The sequence below is a fragment of the Haloarcula amylolytica genome, from assembly GCF_049705545.1.
Classification (GTDB): domain Archaea; phylum Halobacteriota; class Halobacteria; order Halobacteriales; family Haloarculaceae; genus Haloarcula; species Haloarcula amylolytica_B.
Genome location: NZ_JBNAMU010000002.1, coordinates 239,231 through 257,563, shown reverse-complemented (window position 1 = coordinate 257,563; position 18,333 = coordinate 239,231). Strand labels below are relative to the sequence as shown.

General features: G+C 59.5%; 15 protein-coding genes and 1 pseudogene. 7 read left to right on the top strand and 9 right to left on the bottom strand.

Going from position 1 to position 18,333, the window contains the following annotated elements; all coding sequences use genetic code 11:
* Window positions 1-59 precede the first annotated feature (59 nt).
* Window positions 60-672, top strand: a pseudogene (locus ACOZ4H_RS17865) (ArsR/SmtB family transcription factor).
* Between the two features lie 187 nt (window positions 673-859).
* On the opposite strand, the gene ACOZ4H_RS17860 reads toward ACOZ4H_RS17865, so the two are convergent.
* Window positions 860-2,209, bottom strand: coding sequence for a BGTF surface domain-containing protein (locus tag ACOZ4H_RS17860; RefSeq protein ID WP_424330614.1), 1,350 nt, complete (start codon window positions 2,207-2,209; stop codon window positions 860-862).
* 386 nt (window positions 2,210-2,595) lie between these two features.
* On the opposite strand from ACOZ4H_RS17860, the gene ACOZ4H_RS17855 reads away from it, so the two are divergent.
* Together ACOZ4H_RS17855 and ACOZ4H_RS17850 are read left to right on the top strand one after the other, a co-directional pair.
* A complete protein-coding gene (locus ACOZ4H_RS17855) occupies window positions 2,596-2,874 on the top strand; it encodes a PRC-barrel domain-containing protein (RefSeq protein ID WP_424330613.1) in 279 nt (92 codons plus the stop codon).
* 290 nt (window positions 2,875-3,164) lie between these two features.
* Window positions 3,165-3,557 carry a DUF5684 domain-containing protein gene (locus ACOZ4H_RS17850; protein WP_424330612.1) on the top strand — a complete coding sequence of 131 codons (393 nt, stop codon included), beginning with the start codon at window positions 3,165-3,167 and terminating at the stop codon, window positions 3,555-3,557.
* A 146-nt stretch (window positions 3,558-3,703) separates the two neighbouring features.
* Here ACOZ4H_RS17850 and ACOZ4H_RS17845 read toward each other — a convergent pair whose 3' ends face one another.
* Window positions 3,704-5,194 carry an aldehyde dehydrogenase family protein gene (locus ACOZ4H_RS17845; protein ID WP_424330611.1) on the bottom strand — a complete coding sequence of 497 codons (1,491 nt, stop codon included), beginning with the start codon at window positions 5,192-5,194 and terminating at the stop codon, window positions 3,704-3,706.
* 559 nt (window positions 5,195-5,753) lie between these two features.
* On the opposite strand from ACOZ4H_RS17845, the gene ACOZ4H_RS17840 reads away from it, so the two are divergent.
* Window positions 5,754-6,749 carry a DUF2249 domain-containing protein gene (locus ACOZ4H_RS17840; RefSeq protein ID WP_424330610.1) on the top strand — a complete coding sequence of 332 codons (996 nt, stop codon included), beginning with the start codon at window positions 5,754-5,756 and terminating at the stop codon, window positions 6,747-6,749.
* Window positions 6,750-7,153: 404 nt separating this feature from the next.
* On the opposite strand, the gene ACOZ4H_RS17835 is transcribed toward ACOZ4H_RS17840, so the two are convergent.
* Window positions 7,154-7,351: a heavy-metal-associated domain-containing protein gene (locus ACOZ4H_RS17835; protein WP_424330609.1), complete on the bottom strand. Its 198-nt coding sequence runs from the start codon at window positions 7,349-7,351 to the stop codon at window positions 7,154-7,156.
* 611 nt (window positions 7,352-7,962) lie between these two features.
* Between ACOZ4H_RS17835 and ACOZ4H_RS17830 the strand changes: the two genes are divergently transcribed.
* Window positions 7,963-9,876: a methyl-accepting chemotaxis protein gene (locus ACOZ4H_RS17830; RefSeq protein ID WP_424330608.1), complete on the top strand. Its 1,914-nt coding sequence runs from the start codon at window positions 7,963-7,965 to the stop codon at window positions 9,874-9,876.
* 51 nt (window positions 9,877-9,927) lie between these two features.
* On the opposite strand, the gene ACOZ4H_RS17825 is transcribed toward ACOZ4H_RS17830, so the two are convergent.
* The 4 genes from ACOZ4H_RS17825 to ACOZ4H_RS17810 all read right to left on the bottom strand — a co-directional run bounded on the left by ACOZ4H_RS17825 (window position 9,928) and on the right by ACOZ4H_RS17810 (window position 13,837).
* On the bottom strand, window positions 9,928-11,184 hold the full coding sequence (locus ACOZ4H_RS17825) for an RNA-guided endonuclease TnpB family protein (protein ID WP_424330607.1): 1,257 nt from the start codon (window positions 11,182-11,184) through the stop codon (window positions 9,928-9,930).
* A 1-nt stretch (window position 11,185) separates the two neighbouring features.
* Entirely contained in the window at window positions 11,186-11,578 is a 393-nt protein-coding gene (gene tnpA / locus ACOZ4H_RS17820; RefSeq protein ID WP_077208203.1) for an IS200/IS605-like element ISNph5 family transposase, read from the bottom strand.
* Between the two features lie 225 nt (window positions 11,579-11,803).
* On the bottom strand, window positions 11,804-12,238 hold the full coding sequence (locus tag ACOZ4H_RS17815; protein WP_424330606.1) for a universal stress protein: 435 nt from the start codon (window positions 12,236-12,238) through the stop codon (window positions 11,804-11,806).
* Between the two features lie 243 nt (window positions 12,239-12,481).
* Window positions 12,482-13,837 (bottom strand): sulfatase-like hydrolase/transferase, encoded by a 1,356-nt coding sequence (locus tag ACOZ4H_RS17810; RefSeq protein ID WP_424330605.1) that lies wholly within the window; start codon window positions 13,835-13,837, stop codon window positions 12,482-12,484.
* A 280-nt stretch (window positions 13,838-14,117) separates the two neighbouring features.
* On the opposite strand from ACOZ4H_RS17810, the gene ACOZ4H_RS17805 reads away from it, so the two are divergent.
* Window positions 14,118-14,516 carry a ribbon-helix-helix domain-containing protein gene (locus ACOZ4H_RS17805; RefSeq protein WP_424330604.1) on the top strand — a complete coding sequence of 133 codons (399 nt, stop codon included), beginning with the start codon at window positions 14,118-14,120 and terminating at the stop codon, window positions 14,514-14,516.
* A gap of 62 nt (window positions 14,517-14,578) precedes the next feature.
* On the opposite strand, the gene ACOZ4H_RS17800 is transcribed toward ACOZ4H_RS17805, so the two are convergent.
* Window positions 14,579-15,652, bottom strand: a complete 1,074-nt coding sequence (locus ACOZ4H_RS17800; protein WP_424330603.1) for an NAD(P)/FAD-dependent oxidoreductase — start codon at window positions 15,650-15,652, stop codon at window positions 14,579-14,581.
* A gap of 209 nt (window positions 15,653-15,861) precedes the next feature.
* Window positions 15,862-16,536, bottom strand: coding sequence for a ribonuclease HI family protein (locus ACOZ4H_RS17795; RefSeq protein WP_424330602.1), 675 nt, complete (start codon window positions 16,534-16,536; stop codon window positions 15,862-15,864).
* A 161-nt stretch (window positions 16,537-16,697) separates the two neighbouring features.
* On the opposite strand from ACOZ4H_RS17795, the gene ACOZ4H_RS17790 reads away from it, so the two are divergent.
* Window positions 16,698-17,906 (top strand): PQQ-dependent sugar dehydrogenase, encoded by a 1,209-nt coding sequence (locus ACOZ4H_RS17790; RefSeq protein ID WP_424330600.1) that lies wholly within the window; start codon window positions 16,698-16,700, stop codon window positions 17,904-17,906.
* Window positions 17,907-18,333: the final 427 nt, after the last annotated feature.

The following is an 18,333-nucleotide window of genomic DNA, read 5'->3' as shown; positions in this document are numbered from 1 at the left end:
TCTTTAAGCCAGCCACAGGCCTATGAAAACTGCCGTGTCACGTATCCGACAGTGACGCTATGTCGAGTCTCATCGAAAAGATACAGGAGCGGACCGGGACCGCTGACGAATCACCGCGGGTGCTCGGCGTCGCGGACAACGAAACCGATGACGTGCTCGATGCGCTCGCTTCGGACACCAGTCGGTCGCTGTTCCGCACGCTGTACGACGAGCCTGGAACGCCGTCTGAGATAGCGGACCGGTGTGACACGTCGGTCCAGAACGTCCACTACCACGTCTCGAACCTCGAAGACGCAGAGCTCATCGAACCGGTCGAAACGGTCTATTCCTCGAAAGGCAACGAGATGACCGTGTACGGCCCCGCGAGTGACCCGATTGTGCTGGTCGGTGACCATGACATGGAGCCACGCATCCAGCAGTCGCTGGCCAATGTTGTCGCTGGGGTGGGGCTGATCGGCTTTGCGAGCCTCCTCGTCCAGTGGGGCGCGGAGAAGCTGGCGAACTCAACCGCGGGGGGGTGGGGTCCTAGCTCCGGCGAGCCCGAACGCAGGGCCGGTCAGCGGGGCCAACACACTCGCGAGGTTCGTTTTCGAAGTCGTCGAGCCAGGCGTTCTGTTCTTCTGTCTCTGTCTCACTGTTCTCGGTATAGCTGCGCTACTAGCCGACGAGTGAGCCTGACCGAGTCACACTGCCAGGCGGACTCTTCGGCTTTGGCCGGTTTGAACGCAGGAGAGAACGACCCAACGCCCGGCGATGACGTTGTAACCGGGTCAGTGAGAGCAGGCGTCCGAATAGAAAAGCTGCCTCGCTGTAGCCCGATAGTGCTTCAGAAACCGTGTGTTCGGTGACCGGAGCAGCTTCAGTCCATAATCGCTCGCAAGCAGATCCCCACGCCGGCGACGGCGAGTACGCCGCCGATGGCGAGAGCGCCGCCCCCAATCCCGAGATTACTGCCCTGAGACTGCCTTGCGACCGACGTTTCGCCGCTCACCGAATCGACGCCGTCGGAAGACGCGTCCGCGGACGTGGCGGTGCCCTCGGTGACAGTCAGTGTTCCGACTGCATCGGGCTGGCCGGCCGCCTCAGTCCCGCGATACAGCGACAGGTCGTAGCTGCCCGCAGCGAGTTGCGAATCGAGGGCGACCTCCGAACCGGATTCGACTGCCACGGCGTCGGCATCCGCGGCGGTTTGGAGAGTCGGTTCGTCGCGACCCGCCGCCGTGGTATCGAACAGGAGAGCGACGCGATTGTCGCCGTTTCCGTCACGGACGGTCGCATTGATCTCGTAGTTGATGGCCGGGCTTCCGATAGAGACAGTGGCCGCGTCAGCGGTTGCCAGGGCGATAGTAATCCGACCGGTGTTGCCCTGTTGAATCCTGGTCACCGACTCCTCGAAACCGAATTCGGTCGTCTCCTCGACCTCGAACTGCTCGTTCGCTGTCTCGTTTGCTTCGACGACGAGGCGGCCGACAGTCGGCGTGCTGTCGGTTGCTTGATCCTCAAAAACGCGGTAGGGATACGCGGCAGGGTCAAGCCTCGACGGGAGTTCCGGCTCTGACGCAGTGACGGTCAGTGAGTCACCGTCGTCCGCGACGGTAAGGGTCTCCGCGTCCGTGCCGGCGGCCGCGGTGTCGAAGAGAACCAACACCTCGCCGTCGCCGTCCTCGTCACTGACGGTCGCGTTGATCCGGTAGTTGGTTGCCTCGCTGCCGACAGAGAGCGTTTTCGTCCCCCCGTCAGTCATCGAGACCGGAATTTCGGCGGTTTCACCCTGGGAGACTGTGACGACGTTTTCGCCGTCGTCAGTCCGCGCCGGGGTCTCTGGCACCGGATCAGTACAGTCGCCGTCGCACTGGGCTACGGTTCCGGTACGTTCAAACAGCGTGTCACCGTCGACGTGGCCGTACAGTTCGTACGACGTGTTCGCTGGCACCCCGGTCAGATCGAACCGGGCGGCGAATGTCCCATTGGGTCGCACTCTGACCTGGGATTGCTGAATAAACGGGTTCGATGCATCAGCTGACTTGATTCTGACCGTCATCTCCGCCCCGGGCTCCAGCGTTGTCTCTCCGGAGACCACCTGTTGTTCGTCGGAGTGCAACGGAAAACTGTCCTCCGAGAGCGTGGCCCGCTCCGCAGCGGCCAGCCCCGGACCCGTCGCCGTTGCAGCGATGAGTACCGCGGCCAGCGCCACCGACCGAACGCTCACAGGATCACCTCCCGGGGCGAGGGCAGATGTGTGTACACTTGGGCTCGGTGCTGCCGACAGTACCGTATCGCAGGTGGAGGGCAATTCGCTGGCATGCGACTGATAGTTACGGTGGAATTGAAAAACCGCCTGCGGTAGCTTAAAACCACGTTGAATTCGGCACTGCCAATCGAATCGTTGCGGCTGTTCAGAACCTCTATCGTGCAATCACCGATAACGGCCACAAGCACCGCAATAGCTGAACCCTGGTGAAAACGGCACGCCGATTCGGCGGCGATGTCCGTGGCGTCTACGTGCTTACTGGTTTGTGCAATGAGCGGTAATAAGGCGTGCAGAACTGGGAGAGATGCAGTATTTTTATGGTAATTTCGGGACGATCTACTGATATGCGAATGGTCCTCGCAAACCAGCTCTCCAACGTCCGAGTAGTGAGTACCGATGGCCGCGAAATCGGCACACTGCAAAACATTACGCTCGATACAGCTACCGGAGAACTTCAAACAATTGTCATAGATAGCGATCTCCCGGAAATATTCAACGTTGAGCGAGATCCCGACGGCTACATTCGATTGCCGGCGACCCTTATCGAGTCGATGCGCGACCACCTGACCATCCAGCCGCCTACAGAACAGAGTGCTGCAAGCGGCGATACTGTAGACTCGTAAGCAGTTCGTCGGCTGTTCGAAGGGCCCTTTCACAGTCTGAGACGGACGCGGTTGTTAGCTGAACGTATTCGATTATCGTTCGATGACGTTTACCGGCGACTGTGTGACTGCGCGTGCGCTTTGAGTGTTCAAACCTCTCTGTTCCCTCGTTCAAGATAACGCCCGTGGCCGAACCTATCGGACTGTAATCAGAGCAATTACATAACGCAAAACGTCTCCAGTGGCAGAGAACGGTGGCGACGTGACGAGGATTCGCCATTTTTTTTCATCACCCGAAAGCCACTGCCGATATGGTCCCGCTTGAGGTGTTCGTTGCCCCCCTCCAGAACAGCGGCGCAGGTGATATCGTACTGTTCCTGCTCAATCTGTTGATTGCCGGTATCCAGATCGCCGGGATGTGGATGGTATTCGAGAAGGCTGATCACGCAGGCTGGAAGGCAATCATTCCGATATACAACCTCTATGTCATGCTCCAGATCGGTGAAAACCCGTGGTGGTGGTTAGTGCTGCTGCTGGTCCCCATCGTGAACATTTACGCGTTATACAAAATTCACGCTGGCGTAGCCAGGGCGTTCGGACGGGGCATCGGCTTCGGACTCGGACTCGCGTTCCTGGGAATCCTCTTCTTCCCACTGCTGGGCTTTGGCGATTACCAATACCGCGAGTCCGCCGGACTCGCCTAAGATCCGCCGGCGCGGTCACGCGGCGGAATCCGCTCTATAGTAGCCATTGAAAATCAATGCACACCCGACCGCACGACTGCAGTGCGGTCGGTGTGTAAATCGTTTCAATTGTTACTATAGCTTGAGGCTCTATCGGTCGACCGTAATCAGAGCGGGTAGTCGCGGGGCTCGTGCTGGACGGAAATCCACTTCGTCTCAGTGATCTCCCGGAGGAACGCGTCGCTGTTGTACTCGCCCACACCGGAAGCGCCGATGCCGCTAAACGGCACGTGGGCTTCGTCGTTTATCGGCTGGTCATTGATGTGGACGTTTCCGGTCTCCATCCGACCGGCGATGTCCTTCGCGACCGAGAGGTCTCCGGCGTGGACGGCACCGGAGAGTCCGTACTCCGTGTCGTTAGCGATTTCGACGGCCTCGTCGACATCCGAGAACGGGATCACTGGCGCGATGGGCCCGAAGTGCTCGTTGGCGGCGGCCGGCATGTCGTTGGTCACGCCGGAGAGCACCGTCGGCTTCACCACCAGCGAATCGTCAGTGCCGTCGATTGCTGCCGTCTCACCGCCAGTTTCGAGCGTCGCGCCGGCGCTGACGGTCCGCTTGACGTAGTCGAGCATCTCGTCGCGCTGGGATTCGTCGATGATCGGACCGACTTCAGTCGCGGCGTCGTGGGCGCTGCCGACGGTGAGCGAACTGGCTCGCTCGGTCAGCTTCTCGACGTACTCGTCGTAGACGTCTTCGTGAACGATGTGCCGATTGATCGAGATACACACCTGTCCCTGGTGGACGAACGAGCCGAACGTCGCCGCGTCCACCGCGCGGTCGATGTCGGCGTCGCCGGTGACGACGAACGGGTTGTTACCGCCCAACTCCATCGCAGGCACTGCGAGGTTCTCTCCCGCAAGTCCCGCGACGTGCTGTCCGACCGCCGTTGAGCCGGTAAACGAGACGACGTCGCTTTCCGGGTGGCTGGCGACGCGGTCACCGATCTCCGAGCCGCGACCGGTCACCACGTTCAGCACGCCGGGGGGCAGGTCGGTTTGCTCGAAGAGCTTCGCGAACAGCAGCCCGCCCGTGATCGGCGAGTTCGTCGAGGGTTTGAGGACGACGCTGTTCCCGGCGGCGATGGCAGGGAGGACCGCTCGCGCGCTCAGATTCAGCGGGAAGTTCCACGGGGAGATGACCGTTACGACCCCCTTCGGTCCACGCTCGACGGTGTTTTCCTTCCCCGGGATGTTCGACTCTGCGTGCTCGCCTTTCATCCGCCGAGGCAGTGTCGCCGCCTCACCTGCGTGGTCGGAGGCGATCTGGATGGATGTCTCGCCCATGATGGCGGAGCCGCCGACCTCGTGAGCCAGCAGGTCGGCGACTGCGTCATCGTGCTCTTGCAGTACCTGCAGGAATTGCTGAATGACTGCGGCGCGCTGGGCTGGCGGGGCGTCTGCCCACTCGTCCTGCGCCTCGCTCGCGGCCTCGTAGGCGGCGTCCACGTCGCTCTCGGTCGCGGCGGGGACAGTGGCGACGACTTCACGCGTCGAGGGGTCTTCGACAGCGGTGGTTGTCCCGTCGTCAGCGGGCACCCACTCGCCGTTGATGTACTGTGTGCTCCAGTCGGCGTCTATCGACAGGTCATTCGACATCTGTGTTTTTACCAAGTGGTAGAATACGGAAAAGCGGCTGAGATGGGGAGAAAAACACCGGTTGGTGGGTACTGATACGTCCCTGGTCTGCTCTCGAGTGATACGTTTGGCAAAACGACGACCCGGCCCCAACTGGCCGGACCCGGATCCTCAGCGACACGTTGTCTCCTGGCAGCTACAGCCTCTCCGGTATCGGGTCTCACCCCGACACGAACAGGTTCGGACGAATACTCATTTTCACAAACGGCTGAAAGAGCCTATGGAGGCACTATCGCCTGCGGAGACCTATCCCGGCGTTGTCCTTGGTATCCTTTGTGCGGGTGTCGGGGTCACGTTGCAGGGCATCGAAAGTAGCGTTCTGTGGGGCCTTATCGGGTACTTTCTGGGCAAATCGATTCAGAGCATGCTCTGGACCGTTACTGGTGATCGGAGCGCTGCCGAACCCCTTCGGGACAGGTGACATCAGTCCGCTTGTGTACCATCCAGTATAGAGATGCCAACGAAGATTCAGGTGTGAGACCAGTCGGAAGGAGAACGCTGTGAACAGCTCTTCGACGGGTTGGCGGGTGCGGAGGTCGGTGACACCATCGAAGTCGTGGCCGACAGGGATATCGACCCTCAGTTGGTTCGCTACCAGCTCGAACACGCCCGGTCGCTGGAGTGGGAATACGCACATCCCGACGCGGAGCCGCGGGAGCTTGCGGTGACCGTCGGCGAACCGCTTGAGGACGAGTCACTCGCCACGATTGATGTCCGTGACCTGAAGCCACAACGGCGACACAAGGCGCTCCTGGAGATTTTCGACGATCTGGCGGCGGGTGAAGGATTCATCCTCGTCAACGATCACGATCCCAAGCCGCTGTACCACGAGCTCAAATCGCTGCACGGGGACGTAATCGAATGGGATTACGCGAGTCAAGGCGGCGAATGGCGGGTCGAGGTCGTCAAGACTGGCGATTCTGAGCCTGCCGACGAGGATATCGTCACCCGGTATGACGTCCGCGAGATACCCAAACAGGAACGGCATCCGACGATCCATCACCGATACGGAATGATACCCCGGGGTGGGACGATGGAACTCGTCGCCCCCCACGAACCGCGGCCGCTGCACCGGGAGTTCCGACAGCAGTACGGCGACACGTTCACCTGGGAAGTCGTCGAGTCAGAGCCCGGCCGCTGTCGCGTCCAGATCACGAAAACATCGCATACAGAGGAGGCCGCTGATTCGGATACCGCTGACGATACTGTGTCGGCCACACCATCTGACGACGAGTCCATCGAGATCACAGAGGAACTCGATGTCAGAGAGCTCCCGCCGGCACAGCGACACGAGCAGATCTTCGAAGCGTACGCAGAACTGGACATCGGGACGGGGTTCATTCTCGTCAACGACCACGACCCCAAGCCGCTGTACCACCAGTTCGAGGCCGAAGCGGGACCGGAATTCCACTGGACCTACCGCCGCCGGGACCCCGGCGAGTTCAGAGTCCTGATTGGAAAGGCCGAGCCGCCCATCGACGGCTCGGCCGACGACGAGACGGAAGCCCCGTTCTGACCGTAGTCGACGGCACTCAAATCCGAGAGTAGGGGAATAGAGCGGTCCCAGCAACGGCTATTAATGGCCGAATCCACCGAGCCGGGCTGACCGCTTGACGCACTCGTTAGGGAGAATTCGCCGTTCGCTCGCGTCTTCGAATCAGTCGGGCTCGATTTCTGCTGTGCCTCCCCACAGGAGTTGGAATAACGCTCGCGGCAGGACTGGGTGGCGATTCGGACGGCTTCACGAGCTTTCATTATGACAGCAGTTACTGCTGAGCAACGCAGAGACGGATTTGAAGCGGTTTTCAACAGCGCAGGTACCCATACGAGACAGCTGAGACCCTCACCGACGATCTGGTGACCGGCAGTGTCTAAAACCGCACCGACAACAGCTAGTATACTGACCGTGGAGCGACTGTATCAGGGCCCCGCATCATAACCCGCATCCTCCACAGCGGCGATGAGTTGCTCTGGGCTGGCGTCGCCGACGACAGTCACCTGTTCGGTGTCCCGGTCGGCTTCAGCGTTCTGGACACCAGTGAGAGCTTCTATGGCCTCTTCGACGGTCTGTTCACAATGACCGCAACTCATCCCTTCGACGGTCAACGTCGTTGACATAGCAGGTTTGCCTAGCGACGCGTAGAACTTCGGGATTACGACTTTAAAACTACAACACTGGCCAGCAGTACGGCCAGATGGGACTGGCTGGTTACGATAGTGCAAGCGGTAGTCACGTTCACTCTCAGCGTACTCGATGTAGCCTGACTGAACAGAGTGGCTCACGTCATTGGTAAGTAGTGTGATGGTACGACAGAGGCTTCGTAGGCGTCCAGTTCCAAGTATCAGATTCCGCTCTCCGAATTATGAATAAATCTATTGTTTCCTTACTATCTAATAAATTTGATAGTACTCGTCAAACATCTTTTTCGATTCTAGACTCGTGACTGAGACCAGTATTAGCTTGGATTATTCCAGAAGTATCTGAGTGCAAAGCAAAATATAATTTATATTCTATAATTAGAACCACGGTTTACTCGATGATTGTTGAAACCTATGCAATAATAGTTTAGAATAATAGGATATATATGGGGTAGTATACTTCTACAGTGGGCCTGCTTGCCGGCGTCTGATTAAGAATGGGACACCAACCTTTCACTACATCTGTACAAAACAATCAAATTTGATAATACTGGGGACACTGATATATTGTTTGAAGGGCTCTTGAGCGTATGGCTCACAGCGACGTGACAAATGCGGGGAATGGTAGACAGCGGGACAATATCGTCGACAGTGGTGGTCTGCTGTCGACAATTCCTGACGGGAGTTCAATTCCTGACGAGACCTGGCAACGGCGCCACAAATATTTCATAATTACAGTCCTTTCGCATATTCCATTTTTGCTCGCCCTAGGACTAGTTGAGACAGCACAGAGTCCGGTTATAGGCGCAACGATCCCCTCGATCCCTACCGGACGGGTACTGCTTCAGATCGGGCTTATTGCCGGATTTGCATTTGCTGCGGCTATTCCACAACTCAGCCGTCGAGTGCGGACCGTCTTAGCGGTCACAGCACTGGCGTTCTGTACTGGTACGCTCGTGCATTTCAGCGGCGGGTACATCGAGGCGCATTTTCACTTTTTCATCGCAATCGGCATCGCTGCTATCTATGAAGACTGGATCCCGTTCGGAATCGGCATCGGCTATGTCGTAGTGAGCCACATTATCTTCGGAATTATCGACCCTACGGCGGTCTACAACCACACGGCAGCGCAATTGAACCCGATTGCCTGGGGCGCCATTCACGGTGGGTTCGTCGCAATGTTGGCTATCTCGCTGACGATTCACCTGAGTTCTATCGAGAAGTCCCGACAAAAGGCACAGGCAGAGATTGAACGTGCTCGCGAACGGGCAAACCGAATCGATAACCTCGAGGAAGAGCGCGCTGAAATCGAACAGCAGCGTGAGGAAGCCCAACGCCTCAGGGACGAAGCCGAACAAGAGCGTGAAGAGGTAGCTGCGCTCAACACCCACCTCGAACTGAAAGCCGAAACGTACAGAGAGGCGATGGAAGAAATGTCGGACGGCGACTTCACTGTGCGCGTAGATTCAGACAGTGAAAACGACTCGATGGCTGAAATCGGAGTTGCGTTCAACGATATGGCGGACGAACTCGAAGAGACGCTCGGCGAGATTCAGTCCTTTGCCGCCGCTGTCGATCGCCAGGTCACGGAGTCGGATTCGGCACTTCAGGAGGTCGCGACAGCAAGCAACGGTGTGAGCGATTCCATCCAGCAAATCGCCGCCGGCGCGGACGAGCAGCGCGGGATGGTCCAAGAGGCGAGCGCCGAGGTTTCGAACTTTTCGGCAGCGGTTGAAGAGATCGCGGCGTCGGCTGATGAAGTCGCACAGACCTCTGCTGAGACCGCGACAATCGCGACCGACGGGCAGGAGCTCGCTGCTGACACGTTAACTGACGCCCGAGAAGTCAAGGCGTCAATTGACGAAACGGTGGAAACAGTGACTGAACTTGACGATCAGATGGGAGAGATCGCGACGATTGTGGACTTTATTTCCGACATTGCTGAACAGACGAACATGCTGGCCCTGAACGCGAACATCGAAGCGGCCCGTGCCGGGAACTCAGGGACTGGCGATGCGGGCGACGGCTTTGCTGTTGTGGCTGACGAGGTCAAGCAACTGGCCGACGAAACGCAGGAGTCTGCAGGTAATATTCGAACCCGAATCGAGAACATCCAGGACCAGACTGGCACCGTTGTGGGTCAGGTCGAACAGGCAAGTGAGCTCGTCGAACAGGAGATTCAGGCCGTCGAAAAGGCCGTCGATGCGTTTGAGCGGGTTGCTGAAAACGCGGAGCAAACCGATACTGGCGTCCAAGAGATCAGCGACACGACTGACAGTCAGGCGGCAACCAGCGAAGGGGTCGTGTCGATGATTGACGAAGTGGCAGAGATCAGTATCGAATCGGCAGATGAAACGGAATCTGTGTCCGCAACTGTCGAAGAGCAGACTGCTTCGATCAACGAAGTGAGTAACAGAATGGACTCGCTGTCCGACCAAGCACAACAGCTCGAAACGCTGGTCGGTTCATTCAGCGTCAGGACCGGTGGCGCACAGTCACGGTAGTGACATCCTCCGCGCCGTGAACGGCGCGGCTTCCCTGCATGGGAATACCGGCTAACTACCGGCAGAGGGTTCCGACCCGACCTCGCCGAGCGTCATTTGCCGTGGTTGGCTCTTCTCCGTGGGGGTCGCGGCGCTGTCACAGGCGCTCCCATCCCGTGAGATGTCATCGCCCGCCGGTTTCAGCGGCAGGCTCTCACCCCACGGGTCGTGGCGGTCAGCAATATTGACCGCCGCGTTGATGTCTGCGTGGTACTCCGACACCCAACACTCGTTGTTCGTACACCGAAACTCATCGCCGTTCCGATACCCGATGTGACCGCACTCGTGGCACGTCTGGCTCGTGTACTCCGGGCGGATGTATTCGACCGGGATGCCAGACTCTCGTGCTTTGTCTTCGATACGCTGTTGAAGCCGAGCGAACGCCCATGCATGGAGGCGTCGATTCATCCACTCGCCGTAATCGAGGTCTTCGCGGATGTACGAGAGGTCTTCCAGAACGACCACAGGCTTCTCGAATCGGCAGGCGTACTCGATTGCCTGCCAAGACGCCTTCTCGATGATGTCTGTGAGTGCGTTCTGGTAGTGGTCGAACCGTTCGTCAATCCGCCACTGGGCGGCGTCACGCTCTTGGAGTCGCTTGAGCGTCGTGTGCATCTCTTTGCGGAGGTGACGAGCGCGACCACCGTTGCTGAGTAGTGGGTCGGTCGGAGTGCCCTGCTCGCAGGCACAGCCCGCGAGCAGGTGTGCTTCGCCAATGTCGAAGCCGACTGGTGTTACATCGTCGTCTGTCGGTTCGTAGTTCGGTTGTTCGACCGGGAACTCGACGGTGACGTGAAGCGTCCACGACGTGCGGTGGTGTTGCAGGCGGAGTTGGCCTGCCGACGCTTCACCGTCCACGAGGTCGTGCCACAGTTCTTCTTGAGCGGGGTTGATACGGAGTGGTATCCAGAAGTTCGTTCCGCGACCGGGCTGTGGTACCCACCACGTGAACTCGTAGTCCCGTTCCGGTGAGTGTTCGAACTCGGCGGCTTGGTTGGTGAGTCGAACCGGGTGGTCATCGTCCAACTCCTGTGCATCGTAGGTTCCGTGCAGTTGCGGAACGTAGTTACACAGGGCCGCTTTCGCCTGATACGGCAGGTCGTAGGGCGTCACCACGTCGCTGGTGGTGGTCATCGTCTCGCACCCGGCCTCGAACGCCTCGTGGAGTCCTGCCCGGTAGGTTTCGAGCAGGTCGCACAGTTTGCGCTCTTTGTGAACCGTCGGCGGGGCGAGCGTGGCCTCCAGCGTTTTCGTGGTTGTTGCGGTCATGCTACTGGTTTTCCACGTAGTCCATCAGCACGTCGATGCTCACTTGGCCGGTCGTGGCGAGGAAGTACCCCGGTTGCCAGAACGCATCTTCGAGCGTCTGTTTCACCTCGGGGTACTCCTGCCGAATCCGGCGGGATGTGACGCCCTTGAGCGAGTTGATGAACTTGGTGAGGTCGGTGGTGGGTTTGGTCGTGAACAGGATGTGAACGTGGTCGGTGCCGCCGTCCACGTTCTTGATGTCGGCCTCGAAATCCTCTGCAATCTCGTGTGCAACTTCAGCCACGCGCTCCAGCCGCTCATCGGTGAGGATGTCGGCGCGGTACTTCGTGACGGTCACGAAGTGATATTGGAGCGCGTAGACCGTGTGCGACCCGGATTGCAGGTTATACTCTATTTGGCCTCACCAAATACAAGACACCCAATTTCAATAACTCTTGTGACGTTGGGTATTCGGTCGGGCAGAACCGCGTGGACTGTCGTACCGGGCTTACGCGATTCACGCCCGCCGTGAACGGCGGGGATTCTCTCGCTGAATCAAGATAGCTCAGACGGACTCGAATCTCTGGGTTGCGCCTGTACCGACTACCACACCGCCCGTGACTACTGACTAACCGCTCTCTTACTCTGACTCGGAAATGTCCACAGTGAGCACCGGCACGGACGATTTTGTGACGACTTTCTGTGCTGTACTCCCGAGCATGTTCTGTTCATATTTGTCCGCCTGCGTCCCCATCGTAATCAGATCAATGTCGGCGTCTTCAACGTACGACACAATGCGGTCCGCTGGTTTCCCTCGCAGGGTGGCTGTCGAGACCTCGATTCCCTCCTGTTCCAGTGCCTCTTGGACTACTGACGTGGCCTCTTCGCCCTCGGTCCGCAAGTTTTCCAGCACGTCATCTTGCATTTCATCATCCATCGACAGGAACGCCCGGTCGTCGACGACATACAGTGCGTGGACTGTGACATCCCGCCCGTCGGCAATATCGATCGTGTGTTCCAGTACCTCCTTTATTGACGCGCTCCCATCTGTCGGAACGAGAATATCGCTATACATCGTCCGTATAAATCAAGTTGTGACAAACATCGCTTTCGATTCTGTCCAGCCACGGTCACACTCCCGGTCAGTCATTGCGACTGAACTGAGCAACTAAGCCAACAACCACATCAGGGCATTTCGACGCCATCAAGATCGGTTTCCAGCGAATCGCCCGTCGTGACTCGCGACCCGCGGCGGCGAAGACGACAGTCCTACGACTGGGCACGACAACTCTTTTTCTGGGGCTCGGATGAGACTGATTCAGAGATAGCCGAGTCGCTCCAGCCGCGACTTGAGATCTACGTCGTCAAACCCATCGATATCGTATTCTGCCATTTCGTCTTCCCCGGCAGCGAGTTGCGTGATTTCGAGCGTCTCACTTTGATCTGCGGAGTCAGCGACAATTTCTGACGGTGGGCGGTCGATAGGTGTTCCATCGATGGGCTCGGACCGCCGGCCCCGCGCGACCGCTTCGTACTCATCGTCCCCCCACGTTGCGCGCTTGTACACAGTGTCGCCGGGGCCGTCCTGGTACACGAGCGACGCAGGCTGTCGGAATCGGTCCGGTTCGTCAGTGTACTGTTCGGCGTATTCCGCCGTCTGCCCGGTCGGCGGCGCCTGGTACGCAGTCGTCTGCCCGTCGCGGGCGACGAACCAGCCAGAATCACCCGTTTCGCCGTCAAAGGCAGCCAGGACGGCGTCGGGAAACCGCGATAACGTCGCCAGGGACGTGATTCGGCGCCCATCAGACTGCCCGGGTGCTCGGACGACCAGTGGGACGTGAAACAGCTCTTCCTGTGTGCCCATGCCGTGCATGACGGCCGGTGGCTCTGTGGCGGCCTGGGGCGGTTCTCCGAACCCGTCACCGTGGTCCGACGTGATGACAACGAGCGTATCGTCTAAAACGCCGCGTGCTTCCAGGTCACCGATGACCTGCTCCAGAATGGCGTCAGTCTGTCGAATTGCTCCGTCGTACAGCGGTTCGAGTAGCTGACCGACGCCCGGCGGCAGTTGTTCACCGTAGACGCTCCACTCCCACTTGATGGGGAGCTCGTCGTGCATAGCCCAGTAAAAGTCCGCGCCCCACTCGTCGTAGCCGTCGCGCGTTGCGTACGGCATGTGTGCGTCCATCAAATTGAGGCACGCAGCCCATGACTCCGTTTGCTCGTCGATCCACTCAGTCAGCTTGTCAGCGTACCAGAACCCGTCGACACCGTTGCGGGTTTCGGACGGATCATCGACGTCTGTTGAATCGGGTCGTTCCGTGACGACGGTCTCAAAACTATCACTGAGTCCGGACGCGTGAACCGTGAGATACGGGTTCTCGGTGAATACGCCGGTCTCGTATCCCTCGTCGTGGAGGAAATCAAAGATGGTCTGGCCGGGCACCAGCCGTTCGGTGATCTGGAGCTTGTGGCCTTCGGACGGGACACCGGTGAACAAACTCGTATGGGCCGGCAGCGACCAGCTCGCGGTTGTCCGTGCCTGTGTGTACACCGTCGCCTCACGGCTAAACTCTTCGAGAAAGGGAGTGGTCGTGCGCCGATGTCCCAGCAGGGAGGTGTTCGCCGCACGCACACAGTCAAGAACGACGAGCAACACGTTTGGCCGACCCATTGTCAGGCTTTGGAAGGTGTCCACAGCAAAAGTATGTTCTGTAATCGATATTTGCACCTGTTTGCGGTCGGTGCCGGACGAGAGTCTCTGTCCTTGTCACCGGCGATATCCGGGTTCTGATCTTACCATCTACTGTTCACTGTCATTACAAATCACTCTCTCGACTTCATCGCTGCGAGGCAGTCTGCCGCTCCTGAAACGATACAGGCGGTCGAGACGCACTGTGGTTGGTCCCCTCGTGAGAATATTTTATATAGGTCGACAGTCTGATGATAAACACGTGGTCAAATCAACGGTCCGGTTTCCCGAAGCGGTGATGGACTGCGTCGAGGAGATGGTAGAGGAGGGTGTCTTCTCGAACAAGTCAGAGTTTCAGCGCTTCGCCGTTGAGTACGTCCTTTCCGAAATCGAGGACTACGAACCCGAGATGGTTGATTTCAACGAGCTCCGGAAAGAGGTGTTTCAGCACCAGCCCGCTACAAACGGGGCCGAAATGTCGCCGGAGATCAACGAGAATTTCTACGAGAACGCTGCGCGCGTCCGACAGTTCGCTATTCGCGGTGACATCGAGACGGCAGAAGAGTACATCGACACTGCGTACCCGGTCACCGATCCCCGGTGTCTGCTCCTCGACGACTTGCTTGAACCCTATCGACAGCGCGAAACCGACGACGAATAGGCCCCTCTCGGGGCCGATACTCGGTTGCCTCCCCGTATCTGGTAGGAATCTCCCCCGGAGCGTTAGTCGTCGTCAGCGCGGGCTTCCGGCGTCTCAGCCGAGCGTGGCCCGGCGGCATGTCCCTCGTGCGTCAGCGCTGTCGCGAACAGTTCTTCCGAGACAGCGGGCACCTCTGTGTCCTCGACCGCTCCGTCGGACTCGATGTCTTCGACTGAACGCGGGTACTTCCTGAGGTCCTTGTGGATCGCGATGCCCGCGTCCGCGCCCTCGCCCATCGCGACCGGGATCTGGTTGTGGCCCGGGGTGAGGTCACCCACAGCGTAGACACCGGAGACACTGGTCTCGCCGTGGTCGTCGACGGCCACTGTCCCGTCGCTGTTTCTATCGAGTCCCAGTTCGTCGGCGAGTTCTGCGTGGTAGTCCGAGCCGAGCATCGGGAAGCCGCCCTTGTATTCCCGAACGCTTCCGTCCTCGAACTCGTACGCTGATAGCCAGCCGTCGTCGTCAGTCCGCTTGCCAGACAGTTCCGTATCGACGATCTCGACGGGGTGATTCTCGAGCATCGTCTGCGTCTCGTCGCTCCATTCCGGCTCTTCGCCGCGAGTCAGGATATCCACGTCGTCGGTGTAGTTTAGCATGATCATCGCGACGTGGGCCGCGGCTTCGCCGGTCCCCATGACGAAGACCGGTTCGCCAACGAACATGAACGCGTCACAGTGGAGACACCAGTGGAGCCCCTTGCCGGTGCGTGGTAGCGGCGGGTCCGGGCGCTCGTCGGCGAACCCGGTTGCCAGGACGACTCGCTTGACTGCCAGTTCGTCGTCGCTCGTCGTTACGGCGAATCCGTCCTCGTCTGCGTCATCGAGTGGCTCGACCGACTCGACGAAGCCCCGCTCGTAGGTCCCGCCGTAGTCCTGTACCTGTTCGCGCGCGGTCTCTAGAAATTCGTTACCCGAAACGTCCTCGGTGACGCCGATCACGTTGTGCGTATCGGTCATCATGGCAGCGCGGCCGCCGCCGCGGTTGATGACGATCGTGTCCATCCCGAGCCGGGTGGTGTACAGCGCACTCGTCAGCCCGGCCGGCCCGCCGCCGACCACGGCCACATCATAATCGTACCGCCCATCGGTGTACATTAACGTAGTGTACGTGTTCAAGGAATAAAAACAGCAGAACAGCGGACAGCTACACAGCTAGCTGATACTGTTGAGTCAATCCCCGACTGAGGTACACGACCGGCAGGAACGGCGTTTCCGGATGAGAGACCGGCGCATTCAGTCACCGGCGGAGCTTCTGATTCGAATACTGGCACACTCAATAGAGCCCGCCAACTGGCAGCGCTGTCTCATCCAGGGCCAAGGGCTGCGATATCGGCTCCGACTGTCGCCCGCGCATCAGCCGGATTCGGATCACTGTCGGCCAGGTGCGTCCATTCGTGGGCGGGCAGTGTCGACAGGTGGTCAGTGATAGCTGTGCTGTACGGCGTCGCTTGCACAGTGCTCTCACTGTCACCCCAGATGTGGTTGATGACGGTCATCGAATCGATACGGATCTCAACGGACGCAGGGTCACACCGCGCCGTCAGTGCCTGCAGTCCGAGATGGAGGGCGGCATATTCGGCGACGTTGTTGTTCGTCCGGGAGCCGACTGGGCGCCCGAGTCGGGCAATCGGTGTCTCATCTGCCTGAATCACAGCACCGGCACCGGCCGGTCCGTTACTGTGCGCGCTGCCGTCCACATAGAGAACTACCCTTGATACGGCGGAATCAGTCGCGCCCTGTTGTGACTGGGGTGGGCCGGCTTCGAGCAGTTCACCGATAGCAGTCCGTATCTCATCATCGGTGGTCTCCGGGTCGAACAGCCCACCGTATCCAGCAATGGCCGCATTGATTGCATCGATAGCGGGGGTGAGTTCGTATCGATACAGGGCCAGCAGTTCGTCGACCCGTGTCGCCAGCGGCGAGAGCGTCTCTGCAGGCAACCGCTCCCTCTCTCCTGCCGGCGGATCGTGACGGTCCATCAATGCCGGTTACTAGCAGCGAGCGAGTAAAGACACTTCGCCACAACGGGCCAGGGAAGGCAGGATGCGTCCCGTGAGTACCGGCTGTTGACCGCATCACCTCTCCGTCTGAGCTAATCAGGGCCGTAGTTAACAGCACCGAGACCGTAGACGAGGCTACGATGGACAGACGGACGTTTCTCGCTGTGGGCGGGCTCACGCTCGCTGGACCACTCTCGGGCTGTAGTGCCCCGAGTGACGACCAGCAAGCGGATGGTGCTACAGCGGCGGATTCCGGACAGACCGGCGGGTCAGAGACGGCTGTGGCTGTCGAGACCGTCGTCGGTGGGCTCGAATCGCCCTGGAGCGTCACGCCGCTGCCTGACAGTTCACAATTGCTGGCCACAGAGCGCGTCGGTCGCGTGGTGCTGGTCGACCCCGCGGACGGGACCGTCACGCCCGTCAGCGGCACACCGTCGGTGTACGCCAGGGGCCAGGGTGGGATGCTCGACGTGGCGCTCCACCCCGGCTTCCCGGACCCCGCGTGGGTGTATCTGACGTATTCGAAGGCTAACGACAGCGGCGAGTCAGCCACGCACCTGGGCCGTGGCCGCCTGGACGTGGCCGGCGCGCAGTTCGAGACGTTTGAACAACTGCACGTCGCGGAGCCGTTCGTCGATTCCGACGGGCACTTCGGGTCTCGCGTTGTATTCGGTCCGGACGGGTTGGTGTACATGACCGTCGGCGACAGACAGTTCAAGGACTTCGGACCCGACCACGTCGCTCAGGACAGGACGAACGAGCTCGGAACCACGCTTCGACTGACGCCCTCAGGTAAGATTCCCGATGCGAACCCGTTCACCGACGACCCGGACGCGATGGACTCGATATTCAGCTACGGTCACCGCAACGCCCAGGGGATGACCGTCCACCCCGATACCGGAGCCATCTGGCAGTCCGAGTTCGGCGAGCAGGACGGCGACGAAATCAACGTCGTCGAGCGGGGCGCTAACTACGGCTGGCCCGTCGCCGACGAGGGCTGTACCTACGGGAGCGGCGAGCCCATCGGCGTCAGCCACGCGGACCGCGACGACGTGGTGGCACCGGTCTACTCGTGGGACTGCGGGTCGGGCGGGTTCCCGCCCAGCGGCACGACTTTCTACACCGGTGATGCCTTCCCGGAGTGGACCGGCGACTTGCTCGTCGGGGGGCTGGCCTCGCAGTATCTCGCCCGGTTCACTGTCGATGGGCGAACAGTCAAAGAAGCGACGCCGCTCCTCAACGACCGCGGGTGGCGCATCCGTGACGTCGTCGTCGAGCCCGATAGCGGATACGTCCTCGTTGCCATCGACTCGCCGGACGCACCCATCGTGCGACTCCGTCCCGCCTGAATCGGGTAATTCGGAGACAACCGCGTGGACTGGCTGTGTCCGTGATCTGAATTGGTGTTGGAGCGATACACCGACGGTGAATGTGGTCGTTCCGGTCCCACACTCCCACGGAAATTTTCCTCGATTAGACCCGACCAGCGAGCCCGGTACCGCGCCATTTTTGCTTCTGAACCCGCTACATTGGCTGTGAATCAGACTGCGATTCTGCACGCCGCGTTCGGAGTACTGATCGTCGCAGGGTTCGTCGTTTCGGGACAACTCCTGAGTTATGGTCTATACGGACTGGGGGCTGCGTGTTTCCTCGCCGGTATACTGCTTGCACGGCGAGACAGCGACGGATCGGAAGCCGCGGATAGCGTCTGACAGCGAGAATCGTACCAGCTTACCTGCTATGGCGGGGCAGAGTAGTTATCGGGCCGTCTCGCGC